Here is a 16,127-nt window from a genome sequence, read left to right as displayed (position 1 = left end):
CCCCCACCCCGCTCACTTCGTTCGCGACCCTCCCCGCATGGGGGAGGGTGAAAAAACGCCTAGCTCGGCTGCGCCGCCGCCATGACCGCGTAATAGAAGGCGTCGAAGTTGCGAAGTTCGGGCGCGCCCGGCTGGTCCGGCAGCTTGCGGTTGGTGATGAACGGCACCACCTGCTCGGTCAGGCCGCCATGCGAGCGCAGCGGCTCGTTCAGCGCGGCAAGGTCGTGGCGGTGCTCGCTGGTGCCGATGGTCTTGTTCTCGCCCGAGATCATGACGATGTCGCCGATGCGGTCCTGAGGCAGCTCGAAGCGGGTGCAGCCTTCCTCGCGGCCAAGCACCAGCGTGATGCCTTCGATCTTGCGCAGCTTGGCCATGATGCCTTCGCGATCCGCGCCCTTGGGCAAGTAGGCGGTGGCGAAGGAACCCAGCGCGCCGTGGTGGACGACATAAGGATCGGTGATCGGCAGGATGACGCGCGCGGCGTCCTTGCCCAGCCACTCATCCATCAGGTCCTGGACGTAGACGACATTCGGCGAGCCATCGGCGTGATGCTTCGGCTTCATGCCATGGTCGGCGGTGACGACGATGGCCGCACCCAGCGCGTCGAGTTCGGCCAGATACTTGTCGAACATCTCGTAGAAGGCGTTGGCCTGGGGCACGCCCGGCGCGTATTTGTGCTGAACATAGTCGGTCGTGGTGAGATACATCACGTCGGGCCGGAACTCCTTCAGCAGCTTGACGCCGGCGGCGAAGACGAACTCGGACAATTCCGCCGAATAAACCTCCGGCACCGGCCGGCCCAGCCAAGCCGAGGCATTGTCGATGCCGTGCTCGGTCTTCGTCGTCGAGGATGACTTTTCGGAAGAGAAGCAGATGGCGCGGCTATCGCTGAAGCCGAGGTCCTTGCCGAGCAGGGCGCGCAGCTTGTCCTTGGCGGTGACGATCGCCACCTTGGCGCCGGCATCGTAGAAGGCCTTGAACACGGTCGGCACGCGCAGGAACTTGGGATCGTTCATCATCACCTCTTCACCCGTCTCCGGATTGTAGAGGTAGTTGCCGCAAATGCCGTGCACCGCCGGCGGCCGACCAGTGGCGATCGACATGTTGTTGGGATTGGTGAAGCTCGGGATCACCGAATGCGCCGTGCGCACCGTGCCCTTGGCCTTGATCTTCTCAAGCGCCGGCATCAGCCCGGCCTTGATCGCTTCATCCAGATAGGCGGGCTCGCAACCGTCAAGGCAGATTGCAATCGCCGGAACGCGCGGCCAAGCATAGGTGCGGCCATTCGCGTCGACGCTGACGGGGGACATCTGGTTCATCGCAGGGGCTTTCCTGGTGTTCGAGAGAAATTCAGGCAGCAAGCTTGGCGCGCTCGTCGAGCGCGTGGCGAGGCGGTGATGCATCGGGCACGTTCATTTCGGCGAGCGAGGCGGCAGCGGCATCGACGACGCGGCGCATGACATGTTCGTCCATGCGGCCGATGCAGCCGACGCGGAAGGAGTCCACGATGGTCAGCTTGCCAGGATAGATGATGAAACCCTTGTCCTTCATCAGTTCATAGAAGCGGTTGAAGGCGAAGTTTTCGTGCGCCGGGCAAAAGAAGGTGACGATGATCGGCGACAGCCAGCGGTCGGAGAGCAGCGTCTCGAAACCGAGTTCGCGCATTCCAGCAACCACGACGTCGCGGTTCTTCGCGTAGCGGGCGCCGCGGGCTGGGACGCCGCCTTCGGCCTCGTGGATCTTGAGCGCCTCGAGGAAGGCGGCGACGACATGTGTCGGCGGGGTGAAGCGCCATTGACCGGTCTTTTCCATCGCCGCCCATTGCGCATGGACATCGAGCGCCAGCGAATGGCTGCGGCCCTTGGCGGCTTCCAGCTCGCTCTTCCTGGCGATGACGAAGCCGAAGCCAGGGACGCCCTCGATGCATTTGTTGGCCGAGGAGACCATCGCCTCGTAGCGGATGTCGTTGACGTCGAGCGGGATCGCGCCGAAGGCGCTCATCGAATCGACCAGCAGCTTGCGGCCCCTGGCGTACACGGCTTCGGAAATCTCGGCGACCGGATTGAGGATGCCGGAGCTGGTTTCGCAGTGGATGGCGATGACATGGGTGATCGCCGGGTCCGCATCGAGGGCTGCGGCGACCTCGTCGCCGCGCGGCGGCAGATAGTCGCCCTTGTCGATCAGGGTGTGGGCGCGGCCGAGATACTGCATCGTCTGGGCGGCGCGCAGGCCATAGGCCCCATTGGCCAGGACCAGTATCTTGCCGTCTTTCGGCACAAAGGAGCCCAGCATCGCCTCGACGCAGAACGAGCCGCTGCCTTGGATCGGCACGCAGTCGAACTCGCCCTTCCTGTCGCCGGTGAGCGCGAGCAGCCGGCGGCGCATCTCGGCGGTCATGGCGCGGAATTCGTCGTCCCACGAACCCCAGTCCCTGAGCATGGCCTGCTTGACGGCGTAGGAGGTCGTAAGCGGTCCCGGCGTCAGCAGATAGGGCTCGCCAAGTACCGGTCGCTCAAAGCCTTCGGTTGCAATCGTCGTCTCACCCGGCATGACAATCTCTCCAAGGGAATAACGTTGGTCGAGATCATGATGCGTCGTTGCGATGCATTTGAAAAATCGTTATTTTGTATTCTTATATAGGTTAGGCTTATGCATTAGCCGAGACGGGTCAGCCGGCTGGTCAACAGGTCGCCGCTTTCCGTCAGCAACGGATAGGCGACGGTCACCAGAAGCGAGTTGAATTCCTTCAGCGCCCGCACCGCTTCCAGATGAATATCGCTGGTTTCGATGCTCTGCGCCAAGCCGGATTGCAGCCGCATCAAATGCTGTTCGTGGCTGTGCCGCTCCATGTCGCGCACCCGTTCCTTTTCCGCCGCGAGTTGCCGGGCCGTGGACAAATCGTTGGAAACCAGCACATTCAGCGCCAGTTGCAGGTTTTCCGCGACGCGCGAATGCAGGCCCTCCAGTTCCTCACGGCCGGCGGACGAGAATTCGAGCCGCTTCTCGGCCCGTTCCGCAGCGAGCGCGAGCAGGCCCTTGGCGACGATGTCGCCGGCATGCTCAAGGTTGATGGCCACGTTGGTCAGTTCCATGCCGCGGCGAATATCCTGCGCGGACAGACCGCCGCGGTTGAGTTCGGCGATGTAGAGCTTGATCTCGGTATGGGTGCTGTTGACGTCTTCATCGATCTTGCGAATGCGGGCGATCTCTTGCTTCGTGCCTGCGACCAGAAGGTGCATGGCGGGGTGAAACATCGATTCGACGAGTTCTCCCATCCTGAGCAATTCGCGGGTGGCGCTGGTGAGGGCCAGTTTCGGATTGTCGATCACGGTGCGGTCGAGCGCGGAGGCGCGGCGGCCAAGCAAGCCGTTGTCGCCCTCCCTGGCAACCGGGTCGGGTACCAGATGCGACGTCAGCCGGGCCATTGCTCCGGCGAAAGGCAAGCTGACAATGGCAAGGCAGGCGTTGAAGACGACGTGAAGATTGACCAGGGCGGTGCCGCCGCCGCCCAGCTTTTCGACCGGCAGGCCAAGCGCCTCGCTCGCCGCCAGGGCGACAACGGCGCCGGCAAGGCGGAAGATGAGATTGCCGACGGGAATACGCCGCGCCTGCGCCGGCATGCCGCGCGACAGCCAGAACGCGATCAGGCCGCTGCCGACATTGGCGCCCAGCACCAGCGGCACGCCGGCCTCGAGCGGAACGAGCCCCTGCGCCGCGAAGGCGGCGATCATCAGCACCGAAGCCACGGAAGAATGGATCAGCCAGGTGAAGGCCAGGCCAAGCAGGAAGGCGGTGACATAGTCACTGGCAAGATAGCCCGACAGCGCTGGCAGCATCGCGGAGTCCCGCAACGGGCCGGTCGCTTCGCCGATCAGCCGCAGCGACAGAAGCATGAAGCCGGCGCCGAGAATCATGCGGCCCGTCTCCCGCATCGTCTGGCCGGAAAGCTTGAGATGCATGATCCCGCCGGTGAGCAGGCACACCGGGATCAGCCAGCCGAGATCGAATGACAGCACGCGCACGACCAGCGCAGAGCCGAGGTCGGCGCCGAGCAGCAAGGCAAGCCCGACCGGCAGCGCAAGCATGCCGCTCGCCGCAAAGCCGCAGGCAAGCATGGCAACGGCCGTGGAACTCTGCAACGCAACCGCCACCACCGTACCGCCGAGCACCGCCCGGATCTCGCTGCCTTTGGCGTTGCCGAGCAGCCGCCTCAGCGCCGAAGCATGAGCACGCTCCATGCCGGTACGCACCATGTGCACCGCATAAAGCAACAGCAAAGTGGCACCCGCCAGGTGCAGCAGGATGAGCGAGAAATGCATGGCCGGCCTCGATCGGACAATGAAACAGGGTCACTTTCCGCTTTACATAAGTCAATTCGTTAGTTTCTATAGTTATATCGATCTGGCTTATCGTTAAGGGTGCGACTGATGCGATATGTGCAATTGCGTGCCTTCCACTATGTCGCGGTCTGCGGTGGATTCTCAAGGGCCGCCGAGGCGCTGTTCCTGACCCAGCCGGCGATTTCCGACCAGGTGCGCAAGCTGGAGGAGGAATATGACGTCCTCCTGTTCAACCGGCACAAGAAGCAGGTGACGCTCACCCATCAGGGCCAGCGTTTGCTGGAGATCACGCACCGCATGTTCGATACCGAGCAGCAGGCGCTCGACCTTCTGTCGGAATCACGTGCGCTCAGGGCCGGCACCTTGCGCATCGTCGCCGACGCCGCGCACCATCTTGTGCAGATACTCGGCCAGTTCCGCGCCAGATATCCCGGCATTCAGGTGACGGTCCGTGCCGGCAATACCGAGAGCGTCATTACCAGCCTGTTTGCCTATGAGGCGGACATCGGCGTGCTGGGAGAAATCCCGCAAGGGCGCGAGTTCGACATCCTGAAGCTGAACTCCTCGCCGATCGTCGCCTTCGTGGCCCACAACCACCCCCTGGCCGGAGCCCGCAAACTCAGCCTTGCCGATATCGCCAAACAGCCGCTGGTGCTGCGCGAACGCGGTTCCAAGACCAGGCACAAACTGGAACAACTGGCCGAGAGCCAGGGGATCAAACTGGCGCCCACCATCGAAGCGGAGGGGCGCGAGGCGATCCGCGAAATCGTGGCGTCCGGTGTCGGGGTCGGCTTCGTCACCCGCGCCGAATTCGGCCTCGACGCACGCCTCAAGCCGATCCTCATCGACGGGCCGGAAACGCTGATGGACGAGGCGCTGATTTGCCTGCGCGAGCGCTCCAGCGGCAAACTGGTCAAGGCGTTCTGGGACATAGCCCGGCAAGTGGCGGAAGACTGAACGTTCGCGTTTTCCACGCCAAGTCTAGAACCGGTCGCGCAGTGCAAACCAGTTCAGCGCCAAAAACAGCAGCGGGGTGCGGAAGGTGCGCCCGCCCGGGAAGGACGGGATTTTCAGGTCCTCGATCAGTTTCAGCCGATCGCGGTTGCCGGCGACGGTTTCGGCGTAAAGTTTGCCGACGAAATTCGACAGCATGACGCCGTGGCCGGAATAGCCTCCGGCCGAAATGACGTTGGGCATGACTTCGCGCACGAACGGTTTGCGCGGGACGGTGATGCCGACATAACCGCCCCAGCCATGCGTGATCTCGACGTCCTTCAGCGCCGGATAGATCTCGGCGATCTGCTTGCGGATGCCGATATGGATGTCCTTGGGGTCGCTGACGGCATAGATCTCACGGCCGCCGAACAGCAGGCGCCCGTCCTTCGACTTGCGAAAGTAGCGCACGACGAAACGGGAATCGTCGACCGATTCGCCGCCGGGAAGCACGGGCGAGTCTGCGCCGAGCGGCACGGTCGCGCCGATGAAGGAGCCGATCGGCATGATGTGCGCAGCGCTGACCGGCTCCAGCGTGCCGCCATAGGCATTGGCCGCGATCAGGCATTTGTCGGCTGTGATCGTTCCTGTCGGCGTCGTCACCAGTACCTTGCCGCCGCTGGCGACAATGCCGGTGGCCGGAGTGCTTTCGTAAAGATGGGCGCCTGCCTCGGCGGCAACACGCGCCGTGCCGACGACCAGCTTGAGCGGATGGATATGACCCGTGCCGACATCGCGGACGCCGCCGAAAAAGTGAGCCGATCCCAGCCGCTCCGCGGTTTCCCTGGCGTCCATGAAGGAGATGTGAGGATAGGAAAAACGGCTGGCCATGGTCTCGGCATGCGCCTTGTAGCCGTCGACGAAGCGCTTCTTGTGCGCTACCGACATCTGGCCAGGCGCATAGTCGATATCGATCTTGTTGGCCTCGGCGAATTCCAGCAGATGCGCCTTGGCTTCCTCGGCCAGGCCGAACAGCGCCCTGGCCCGAGTCAGGCCATATTCTGCTTCCAGTTCTTCGGCCCAGGCGCGCTGTCCGGTGCCGAGCTGGCCGCCATTGCGGCCGGACGCACCATCGCCGAAGCGATGCGCTTCGATCAGGACGACATCGCTGCCGGCCTTGGCGAGGTGGGCCGCGGCCGACAAGCCGGTGAATCCGCCGCCGATGATGACGACATCGGCCTGGCGGCTGCCGTCAAGCGCCGGATATTCTGGGCGCGGTCCGGCCGTGTCTTCGTACCACGAGCGGCCGGGCGAGATGGGAGACTGGTAGGGCATGGTCTCAGCGGCGAGTGAATATAGGGAAGAAAGTATGGTTTGTTCCAGACGTTCGTGCTTGCAGAATTGAACAGGGCAAGAGTGCCTCTTCGCTATTCGCCTACACGTTGAGCAGCAGATACTCCCGCTCCCATGGGCTGATGACCTCCATGAAGGTCTCGAATTCGGCCCGCTTGATCGCCGCATAGGTGGTGGCGAAGGTCTTGCCCAGCATCTCGCACAGGATCTCGTCGCCCTCGAACAGATCGACGGCCTCGAGCAATCCGCGCGGCAGGTCGATCTCATCCTCGTTGGCGGTAGTCACCACCGGCGACTCGGCCTTGAGCTTGTTGGTCATGCCGATCAGCCCGCAGGCCAACGATGCGGCGAGTGCAAGGTAGGGGTTGGCGTCGGAGGAGGGAATGCGATTTTCAACGCGACGCCCCGCCGGCTCCGAGCGCGGCACGCGGAAGGCTGTGGTGCGATTGTCATAGCCCCATCTGGTGTTGACCGGCGCGGACGCCGCCTGCGTCAGCCGCCGGTACGAATTGACGTAGGGCGCGAACATGACCAGTGCATTCGGCACATGCTTTTGCATGCCGCCGATGAAGTGGAAGAAGGCATCCGTTTCCGAACCGTCCTCGGCGGTGAAGATGTTCCTGCCGGTCTTCTTGTCGAGGATCGACTGGTGGATGTGCATGGCCGAACCCGGTTGCCCCTGGATCGGCTTGGCCATGAAGGTCGCATAGATGTCGTGCTTCAGCGCCGCCTCGCGGATGGTGCGCTTGAACATGAACACCTGGTCCGCCAGTTCCACCGGATCGCCATGGCGCAAATTGATCTCGAGCTGGCCGGCGCCCTCTTCGTGGATCAGCGTATCGATCTCGAGACCCTGACTTTCGGAGAAATGATAGATGTCGTCGATCAGTTCGTCGAACTCGTTGACGCCGGCGATGGAATAGCCGGCCCCGCCGCCGATGGCGCGACCCGAACGGCCGACCGGCGGGGTTAGCGGATAATCCGGGTCAGGGTTCTTGTGGACGAGATAGAATTCGATTTCCGGGGCGACGACCGGTTTCAGCCCGCGCTTGTCGTAGGCGGCAAGCACACGCTTCAAGACGTTGCGCGGCGCGAATTCGACCGAACGGCCGTCCTGATGCACGAGATCGCAGATCACGGCAGCGGTGGGGTCCTCCTCCCACGGCACCACGGTCAGGGTCGACAGATCGGGCAGGAGCTTGAGGTCGCCGTCATCCTCCGGATAGACGAACCCGTTGCCATCTTCCGGATAGCCGCCGGAGATCGTCGCCATGAACACCGCCGACGGCAAGGCAAGCGAGGTGTTGGAAGTGAACTTCTTCGACGGCATCATCTTGCCGCGAGCAACGCCTGCCTGGTCGGGGGTGATGCACTCGATGTCTTCGATGCCGCGCCATTCAAGCCAATCGGTGGCTTCCCTCCAGTTCTTCACTCCGCGCAGGTTCTTGACGAAGGCGGGAGTGCGGGCGCGTTTCGGACGAATTTCCTTTTTAGCAGGCGGCATCAATCACCAGAACAAGTTGAAGTGGCCGGAGTATGCCGCTTCGGTCGACGGAATGAAAGGGGGACCGAAGGCCGGGCCGTCCGATTGAGTTTCCGTGGGTCGATGCGCAAACGCATGGCGACCCGCAGAGCGGTCCATTGCCCTGCGGGCCGGCCTTGTTTGCGCCCGTCAGCGCACCAGCGGCAGTTGCTGGAACTGATGGTAAGGCGGTGGCGACGACAGCGTCCATTCGAGCGTCGTCGCGCCCACGCCCCAGGGATTGGCGGCCGCTGCACGCTTGCGGTTGAAGGCCTCGGCCACCATGAACAGGAATATCAGCAGGCCGGCAGCCGAGATGTAGGAGCCGACCGAGGAGACGAAGTTCCAGCCGGCGAAGGCATCGGGATAGTCGGCATAGCGGCGGGGCATGCCGGCAAGGCCGAGGAAGTGCTGCGGGAAGAACACCAGGTTGACGCCGATGAACATCGTCCAGAAATGCACCTTGCCGAGGGCCTCGTTGTACATGTAGCCGCTCATCTTCGGGAACCAGTAGTAGAATCCGGAGAATATCGCGAAGGCCGCACCGAGCGACAGCACGTAGTGGAAGTGCGCAATGACGTAGTAGGTATCCTGCAGCGGACGGTCGAGGCTCGGATTGGCAAGCTGCACACCCGTCACGCCGCCGATGGTGAACAGCAGCACGAAGCCGGTGGCAAACAGCATCGGCGTCTTGAACTCGATGGAACCGCCCCACATCGTGGCGAGCCAGGAGAACACCTTCACGCCGGTCGGCACCGCAATCACCATCGAGGCGAAGGCGAAATAGCGCTGCGAATCGACCGACAGGCCGACCGTGAACATGTGGTGCGCCCACACCACGAAGCCGATCGCGCCAATCGCGACGATGGCATAGGCCATGCCGAGATAACCGAAGATCGGCTTCTTGGAGAAGGTCGAGATGACATGGCTTATGATGCCGAAGCCCGGCAGGATCATGATGTAGACTTCGGGGTGGCCGAAGAACCAGAACAGGTGCTGGTAGAGGATCGGATCGCCACCGCCGGCGGGGCTGAAGAAGGTGGTGCCGAAGTTGCGGTCGGTAAGCAGCATGGTCACCGCCCCGGCGAGCACCGGCAGCGACAGGAGAAGCATGAAGGCGGTGATCAGCATGCCCCAGGCAAACAGCGGCATCTTGTGCATGGTCATGCCGGGAGCGCGCATGTTGAGGATGGTGGTGATGAAGTTGATCGCGCCGAGGATTGAGGACGCGCCCGACAGGTGGATCGACAGGATAACCAGATCCACGGCGGGACCGGGCTGGCCATCGGTGGAGAACGGCGGATAAAGCGTCCAGCCGCCGCCATGGCCGAGCGCGCCCGGCGCGCCCGGAACGAACATGGAGGTGACGAACAGGATCAGCGACACCACCAGCAGCCAGAACGAGATGTTGTTCATGCGCGGGAAGGCCATGTCCGGCGCGCCGATCATGATCGGCACCATCCAGTTGCCGAAACCGCCGATCAGCGCCGGCATGATGACGAAGAAGATCATCACCAGCCCGTGCGCGCTGACCACGACATTGTAGACGGCCGGATCGGCAAAGATCTGCATGCCGGGGTCCTGCAGTTCCATGCGCAGGAGAACCGACAGGCCCGTCCCGAAAATCCCGGAGAGGATCGAGAACAGCAGATAGAGCGTCCCGATATCCTTGTGATTGGTCGAAAATACCCAGCGGCCAATGAAGCCGGGCCTGTGGTCGCCCTCGGCTGTCGTGGTGTCGGACATGGTTTCTTACCTGCCTTTCATATTGGCAGGCTTTCGGTCCTTACGGGTGGCGGTGGGTGGGGAACCTGGCGTCACGGGTCGGAAAAGGCCGAGCCTGCTTCGTTTTCATTCATCCGTGACGATAGCGTCCATCGCGATGTCGTGGGGTTGCGGATAGATCGTGTTGAGCCGGCTTTCGGCATAACCGACGCCGATGACGAACGCCCGCCGCGGCATCGCCGCCAGAGTGCGGTCGAAGAAGCCGCCGCCATAGCCCAGCCGGAAATTGGCCGCGTCGAAGCCGACGACCGGCGCGATGGCCACATCGGGCTGGACCGACGGGCCGCGCGAGGGAACCAGAATGTCCATGATGCCGCGTTCCAGAGGATCTCCCGGAGACCAGATGCGGAACTCCAGCGGCCAGCCCTTGCGGATCACGACGGGCAAGGCGATGCGGCCGCCACGTTCGATGATGCGGATCGACCAGTTGCGCAGGTCCGGTTCGCCCCGGAACGGCCAGTAGCTGCCGACGATGCGGCCGCTGACCCGGCCGACGATGCGGTCGAGCGTGACGGCGATCCGCTCCGAGCGGGCCTGCCGTTCCTGCGCGTCCAGCGCCAGCCGCGCCTCGATCAGGCGGTTGCGCTCCGCCTTGCGCCAGCGCGCGACATCCGCCCAGCCATCCTGCTTGACCGGGGTATCGCACACGCCATCTTCGGATACTTCGTGCATGAAGCATGGCGGAGACGCATAGGTGCCAGCCTCGGGTATCCCCGTTCGCTTGTCCGCCATATGTGCTCCGTTCATGCCGCCTTTGCGGCCTTGGTCCGCCCCACCTCGCATGCGACGGTGCGCCGCTTGAAAGCAGAACACAAACGGAATTAAATGCTTTATTGGCGCAATATTATTGCATTAAGAGGAACACGCCGTGGATGTAGATCGTGCGCGCACCTTTCTCGAGATCGTGCATTCGGGCAGTTTCCTGCGCGCGGCCGAACGGCTCTTCGTCACGCAGACCACGGTCAGCGCCCGCATCCGCACGCTCGAGGACGAGCTTGGCCGGCAGTTGTTCGTGCGCAACCGCAACGGCGCCCACCTGACACCGGCGGGAAAGGAGTTCGAGCGCTTCGCCCAGTCGTTCGTGCAGATCTGGGAACGCGCCCGCCATCAGCTTGCGATACCCAGCGGGCGTACGAGTGTCGTGGCGCTTGGTGGCGAACTCAGCCTGTGGAACCCGCTGTTGCTCGACTGGCTGGTGTGGATGAAGAAGTCCAAGCCCGAAATCGCCATCCATGCCCATGTCGGTGTGCCGGACCAGTTGCTGGAACAACTCAGGACCGGCGTGCTGGACATCGCCATACTCTATGCGCCGAAGCTCCTGCCGGGCTTCCGGGTGGAACTTCTTGAAGAAGAACAACTGGTCCTGGTGCGCAGCAGGGACACCGAAGCCAGCAACGCCACGGACTATGTCTATGTCGATTGGGGCCCGCTTTTCGCGGCCCAGCACGATTCCGGCTCGGCTGCGTTCGGGGAACCCGGCCTTCTGGTCGGCCTCGGCCCGCTCGGCCTGAACTACATCCTGCGCGCCGGCGGCAAGGGCTACTTCCGCAAGGGCGTGGTTGCCCCTTATCTGGAATCCGGAGAGCTTGAACTCGTGGAAGGCGCACCCGAATTCACCTACCCGGCCTATGCCATTTACCCGGAAGCCGGCGAAGCGCGCGCCGACATTCAGGAAGCGTTACGGGGACTGAAAGAGGTCGTCCGGTAAGAGCCGGTCGGCATCAACCGTCCGATGCCGGCGCATCGCGCGCGGCAAGCAATGTGCCGATCACCAGTTCGCGCCCGGTCCGGTTGATGCCGATGCCGCGCGGCCTGTCTTGCGCCAGCCCCAGCGCAATCAGCCGCTGGCCCAATGTTTTGTCCAGTTCGGGATAGGGTCCACGGTTCATGCGCTTGAGCGCCGTCTGCTCTTCCTTGGTGAGTTCATTCCAACCGATCGTCACGCCAGTCTCTTTCATGCCTTGCCCGGTTGGCGAAAATAGAGCCGCCAAACCATCTTATCTCATTGCTTCTGCATCGGATTATCGTGACGGATGCTGCCGCGCGCATTGATCCGAAGCCACGGCCCGCCTCTCGCTGGCGTTCCGCCGTGCAACACTGCACGAAACGGAAAGCATGGAAAGCCTGACTTGCGACGTCACGCGACGGTCGTTCAGCGCAAGATTATTGTCGCGAGTCCGCAATAAATTTCGCTTGAATTATTCCAAGGTGCGGGCAATGGGTCTGGCCATCGCGTCCTTCCCCTTCTTGGGGTCGGGCTGCAGGTTGCCGCAGAGCAGAGTTTGCCGTGACATCGCGCGCCGTCAAATCCGATGAACGGGCTTGTCCGTTCGTTGCCATGCCGAATGGCAAGGGCGCACATGTTCACGTAGGTTTAGGAATGGCCGACCGGACATGACAGCTCAAGCAGTGCAGACATCGTCGCTTTATCTTGGCATCGACACGGGCGGCACTTACACCGACGCCGTGTTGTGGTCGGAAGCCACCGGCATCGTCGCCAAGGCGAAATCGCTGACGACGCGCTACGATCTTGCCGAAGGCATTTCCGGCGCGGTTGATGCGGTATTGGCCGAAGCCGCCATCGAACCCGGCGTGATCAAGCTGGTGTCGATGTCGACCACGCTTGCCACCAATGCGCTGGTCGAGGGCCAGGGCGGCCGGGTCGCGCTGGTCATGATCGGTTTCGGCGAAGACGATCTTTCCCGCAACGGACTGGCGGGCGCGCTGGGTTCCGACCCGGTGATCTTCTGCCCCGGCGGCCATGACGTGCATGGCAACGCCGGCGACCTTTCGCTGGAGGCTTTGGAAGCCGCCCTTCCCACCTTGGCGGAAACCGTGACCGGCGTGGCGGTCGCCGCCTATTTCGCCGTGCGCAACCCCGAGCACGAGATCGCGGCGCGCGCCCTCATTCGCGAACGCACGCGGCTGCCCGTCACCTGCTCGCACGAATTGACGTCGAAGCTCGGCGGACCCCGGCGCGCGCTGACGACGCTGCTCAATGCCCGTCTCATTTCGATGATCGACCGGCTGGTCGATGCGACCGAAGGCTTTCTTCACAAGCGCGGCATCGCCGCGCCGCTCATGGTGGTGCGCGGTGACGGCGCGCTGATCACGGCGGAATTTGCCCGCGCCCGGCCGATCGAGACAATCCTGTCCGGCCCGGCTGCAAGTCTTGTCGGCGCCAGGCATATGACCGGCCTGGACAACGCCGTCGTTTCAGACATCGGCGGCACCACGACCGACATCGCCGTTCTCGACGGCGGCCGGCTGCGGCTCGACCCGGACGGTGCGACCGTCGGCGGCATGCGCACCATGGTCGAGGCCGTGGCCATGCGCACCTTCGGGCTTGGCGGGGATTCGGAAGTCGCGCTCAAGGACCATTCGCTGGTGACGACGATCGTGCTTGGACCGCGCCGGCTGGTGCCGCTGTCTCTGGCAGCCGTCAAGCATAGCGAGATCATCGCCAAGAGCCTGAACCGGCAGTTGCTCAGCCCGACAGTCAGCCGGCTGGACGGCCGCTTTGCCATGCGCACCGGCGTTCCCGAACGGCTGGCTTCCGGTCTTTCAGGCACCGAGGCGCGGCTCTATGCGGAACTGTCACCCGAGCCGGCGCCGCTCGACCGGCTGCTCGGCTCGACCTCGCAGATCGCGACGCTCAACCGGCTCGTTGCGCGCGGCCTTGCCCACATCATCGGCTTCACCCCGTCCGATGCCGCCCACGCGCTCGGCCGCCAGGACAACTGGAATGCCGAGGCCGCCCGGCTTGGCGCGGAACTCCTGGCACGCCGGCGCAACGGCCAGGGCCAGACCGTTGCCCGGAATGGGGATGCCTTCTGCGAGATCGTGCTTGCCGCCGTCACCCGCCGCTCTGCCGAGACCATGATCGAGACGGTCTTTGCAGAAGACGGGCTGGAGGGCGAAGCTTCGGTTGCCGACGCACTGGTGCAAAGGGCAATCGACAAGCGGGGCGGCATGGCGCGCCTGTCGATCGCGCTCGACCGGCCGGTGATCGGCCTCGGTGCCTCCGCGCATCTGCACTATGCCAATCTGTCGGCGCTGGTCGGCAATGGTTGCGAAATCGCCAGGGACGCCGACGTCGCCAATGCGTTGGGCGCCGTGGTCGGGCAGGTGCGCATGTCGGCCGAGGCGCGCGTCAGCCAGCCCGAGATCGGCCTGTTTCGGGTCAATGCCGGTGAAAAGCTCGATGATTTCGAGACCGAGGAAGAAGCGATGGCGGCTGCCGAGGCGCATATCCGCGAGATGGCGGCTTTGCTGGCCCAACGCGCCGGGACCGATCAGGCCCGCATCGAGATCGCCCGCGACATCAAGGTGGCGACCATCGAGGGCGAGCGCAGTTTCGTCGAAGCCTTTGTCGTGGCGACGGCGACCGGAAGGCCGCGCGTCGCCTCCTAATGCATGTCGCCCGAAAGAGGGAACCGATTCGGGACAACGACATGCATGAAAACAAATACTTGGAGCGCGCCAGCGAATCTGAAAGATCGCGCCGCCTCCTGAGTGCTTCATGGTTAGATGGAAGCGCTCTGATCTCCGATCGTTTCGCCCCCCATCGCGGCTTCGCAGGCGAGTGACTGCGCGTCGCGTCCGATCGAGGCAACCGCGACAATTTTGCCGCCCAGTCTGTAGCTGATGGTGCAATCGCGGTCGGCAAGGCTGCCTTCGATTTCGACAGCATCCCACGAGCGCGTATAGCCGGTATAGCGGATCGTCACATCGTAGTGCGCGCTCCAGAAGAAGGGCACGCTCGCAAAAGGCCTGTGCAGGCCAAGCATGTTTTCGGCCGCCACCTGCCCCTGACGCGCTGCAACGACCCAGTGCTCCACGCGCCGCGACTGGTCGCTGGCGATATCGTGCCAGCGGGCGGCGTCGCCGGCGGCGAAAATGCCCGGCACGCTCGTCTCGAGATACCCGTTGACCATGATGCCCTGGTCGACGGCAAGGCCGGCACTGCTTGCCAGTTCGACCCGCGGCCTGACCCCGACGCCGATAATGACGATATCGGCGGCCAGTTCGCGGCCGTTGGTGAGCATCACCGTCTTGTCGCTGATGCTTCCGATCGTCGTGTCGAGGTGAAAGACAACGCCGTGCTCCTCGTGGATGGAGCGGATGAAATTGCCCAGGTCCGGGCCGAGAATATGCTCGAACGGCCGGCTGTCCTGCGTGACGACATGGATGTCCAGGCCACGGCTGCGCAGAGCCGCCGCGACCTCCAGCCCGATGAAGCCGGCGCCCAGCACCACGGCGGACTTCGCCCGCGCGATGTTGTCGATGATGGCGCGGCTGTCGGCCATCGAGCGCAGGACAAAGACATGGTCCCGGTCGGCGCCGGGAATCTTGAGATGGATCGGTTCCGCTCCGGTCGCCAGCAGCAGCCGGTCATAGCCGAAGACGCGGCCGTCGCCGGTAATTACGGTGCGCTTGTCCGTATCGATCCGGTCGACGACCGTGGACAATTGCAGGTCGATCCCGTGTTCGGCGTAGAAATCGTCCGAGCGCAGCGGCATCCACGCCTCCTCCGCGGTTCCGGCAAGGTAGTCCTTGGACAGGTTGGGGCGGTCGTAAGGCGCGTCGACATCGGCGCTGAGCATGGTGAGGCCGCCTTGATAACCCCTCCTGCGCAGCATTTCGGCGGCGGCAAAGCCGGCGGCGCCGCCACCGACGATGACGATTTTTTCAGGATGCGCCGAAGCGCCGGGGGCCGGCCCGGCAGCCGAACCATCCTCTGGCGGCAACTTGCCATGGACCGTAACCCTGTCGCCGTCCCGCTCCACCTTCCAGCGCGCCAGAGGGTCGAAGGCCGGCGCGCCGACGGCTTCGCCGGTCCGCAGGCTGAAGCAGGCATGGTGCCACGGGCAACGGACCGTATCGCCCACGATGATGCCCTGCGCCAGCGGCGCGCCGTAATGGGTACAGGTGGCACCGACGGCCATGATCGCATCGCCGACGCGGGCAAGGACCACGGGCTCGCCGTCGACGTGCCCCTGAAGGAGCCCGTTGTCGCCGAAAGCATCGACCGACACGCCTTGAGCCAGGTCGGGGCCGGTTTCCTGGGGTTCATGCGATGACATAGCGGCGTTCCCTCTCAAAAACGGGTGCTCATGAAGCGAGCACCGTCTGGGAATTTGGATGAGTTAACGCCGAAAAGGTTCCCCGGCAAAGCCATCATCGCCACCGAA

General features: G+C 63.6%; 12 protein-coding genes. 3 read left to right on the top strand and 9 right to left on the bottom strand.

Annotated features, from left to right (window positions below; all coding sequences use genetic code 11):
• Window positions 1–59: 59 nt before the first annotated feature.
• The 3 genes from phnA to ASD64_RS18900 form a co-directional block, all read right to left on the bottom strand.
• Window positions 60–1,319, bottom strand: a complete 1,260-nt coding sequence (gene phnA / locus ASD64_RS18910) for a phosphonoacetate hydrolase (protein ID WP_056108380.1) — start codon at window positions 1,317–1,319, stop codon at window positions 60–62.
• 31 nt (window positions 1,320–1,350) lie between these two features.
• A complete protein-coding gene (locus ASD64_RS18905; RefSeq protein WP_056108377.1) occupies window positions 1,351–2,550 on the bottom strand; it encodes a 2-aminoethylphosphonate--pyruvate transaminase in 1,200 nt (399 codons plus the stop codon).
• A 104-nt stretch (window positions 2,551–2,654) separates the two neighbouring features.
• A complete protein-coding gene (locus ASD64_RS18900; protein WP_056108373.1) occupies window positions 2,655–4,319 on the bottom strand; it encodes a Na/Pi cotransporter family protein in 1,665 nt (554 codons plus the stop codon).
• A gap of 108 nt (window positions 4,320–4,427) precedes the next feature.
• On the opposite strand from ASD64_RS18900, the gene ASD64_RS18895 reads away from it, so the two are divergent.
• A complete protein-coding gene (locus ASD64_RS18895; RefSeq protein ID WP_056108370.1) occupies window positions 4,428–5,297 on the top strand; it encodes a LysR substrate-binding domain-containing protein in 870 nt (289 codons plus the stop codon).
• 24 nt (window positions 5,298–5,321) lie between these two features.
• Here the strand turns inward: ASD64_RS18895 and ASD64_RS18890 are convergent, their stop codons facing one another.
• The 4 genes from ASD64_RS18890 to ASD64_RS18875 all read right to left on the bottom strand — a co-directional run bounded on the left by ASD64_RS18890 (window position 5,322) and on the right by ASD64_RS18875 (window position 10,665).
• Window positions 5,322–6,608: an NAD(P)/FAD-dependent oxidoreductase gene (locus ASD64_RS18890; protein WP_056108368.1), complete on the bottom strand. Its 1,287-nt coding sequence runs from the start codon at window positions 6,606–6,608 to the stop codon at window positions 5,322–5,324.
• Between the two features lie 100 nt (window positions 6,609–6,708).
• On the bottom strand, window positions 6,709–8,130 hold the full coding sequence (locus ASD64_RS18885; protein ID WP_056108365.1) for a glutamine synthetase family protein: 1,422 nt from the start codon (window positions 8,128–8,130) through the stop codon (window positions 6,709–6,711).
• 168 nt (window positions 8,131–8,298) lie between these two features.
• The gene (gene ctaD / locus ASD64_RS18880) at window positions 8,299–9,894 is read right to left on the bottom strand and encodes a cytochrome c oxidase subunit I (RefSeq protein WP_056108362.1); all 1,596 of its coding nucleotides are present in this window, start codon (window positions 9,892–9,894) and stop codon (window positions 8,299–8,301) included.
• 105 nt (window positions 9,895–9,999) lie between these two features.
• Entirely contained in the window at window positions 10,000–10,665 is a 666-nt protein-coding gene (locus ASD64_RS18875; protein WP_056108533.1) for a 5-formyltetrahydrofolate cyclo-ligase, read from the bottom strand.
• Between the two features lie 136 nt (window positions 10,666–10,801).
• On the opposite strand from ASD64_RS18875, the gene ASD64_RS18870 reads away from it, so the two are divergent.
• A complete protein-coding gene (locus ASD64_RS18870; RefSeq protein WP_056108361.1) occupies window positions 10,802–11,641 on the top strand; it encodes a LysR family transcriptional regulator in 840 nt (279 codons plus the stop codon).
• A 13-nt stretch (window positions 11,642–11,654) separates the two neighbouring features.
• Here ASD64_RS18870 and ASD64_RS18865 read toward each other — a convergent pair whose 3' ends face one another.
• Window positions 11,655–11,876, bottom strand: a complete 222-nt coding sequence (locus tag ASD64_RS18865) for a hypothetical protein (RefSeq protein WP_156460229.1) — start codon at window positions 11,874–11,876, stop codon at window positions 11,655–11,657.
• Between the two features lie 451 nt (window positions 11,877–12,327).
• Between ASD64_RS18865 and ASD64_RS18860 the strand changes: the two genes are divergently transcribed.
• Entirely contained in the window at window positions 12,328–14,346 is a 2,019-nt protein-coding gene (locus ASD64_RS18860) for a hydantoinase/oxoprolinase N-terminal domain-containing protein (protein WP_056108353.1), read from the top strand.
• A gap of 113 nt (window positions 14,347–14,459) precedes the next feature.
• On the opposite strand, the gene ASD64_RS18855 is transcribed toward ASD64_RS18860, so the two are convergent.
• Window positions 14,460–16,019 (bottom strand): FAD-dependent oxidoreductase, encoded by a 1,560-nt coding sequence (locus ASD64_RS18855; RefSeq protein WP_056108350.1) that lies wholly within the window; start codon window positions 16,017–16,019, stop codon window positions 14,460–14,462.
• Window positions 16,020–16,127 lie beyond the last annotated feature (108 nt).

The organism is Mesorhizobium sp. Root157 (assembly GCF_001427385.1).
Classification (GTDB): domain Bacteria; phylum Pseudomonadota; class Alphaproteobacteria; order Rhizobiales; family Rhizobiaceae; genus Mesorhizobium.
The sequence above is the reverse complement of the archived record's forward strand: the minus strand, read 5'-3'. Positions and strand labels throughout refer to the sequence as shown.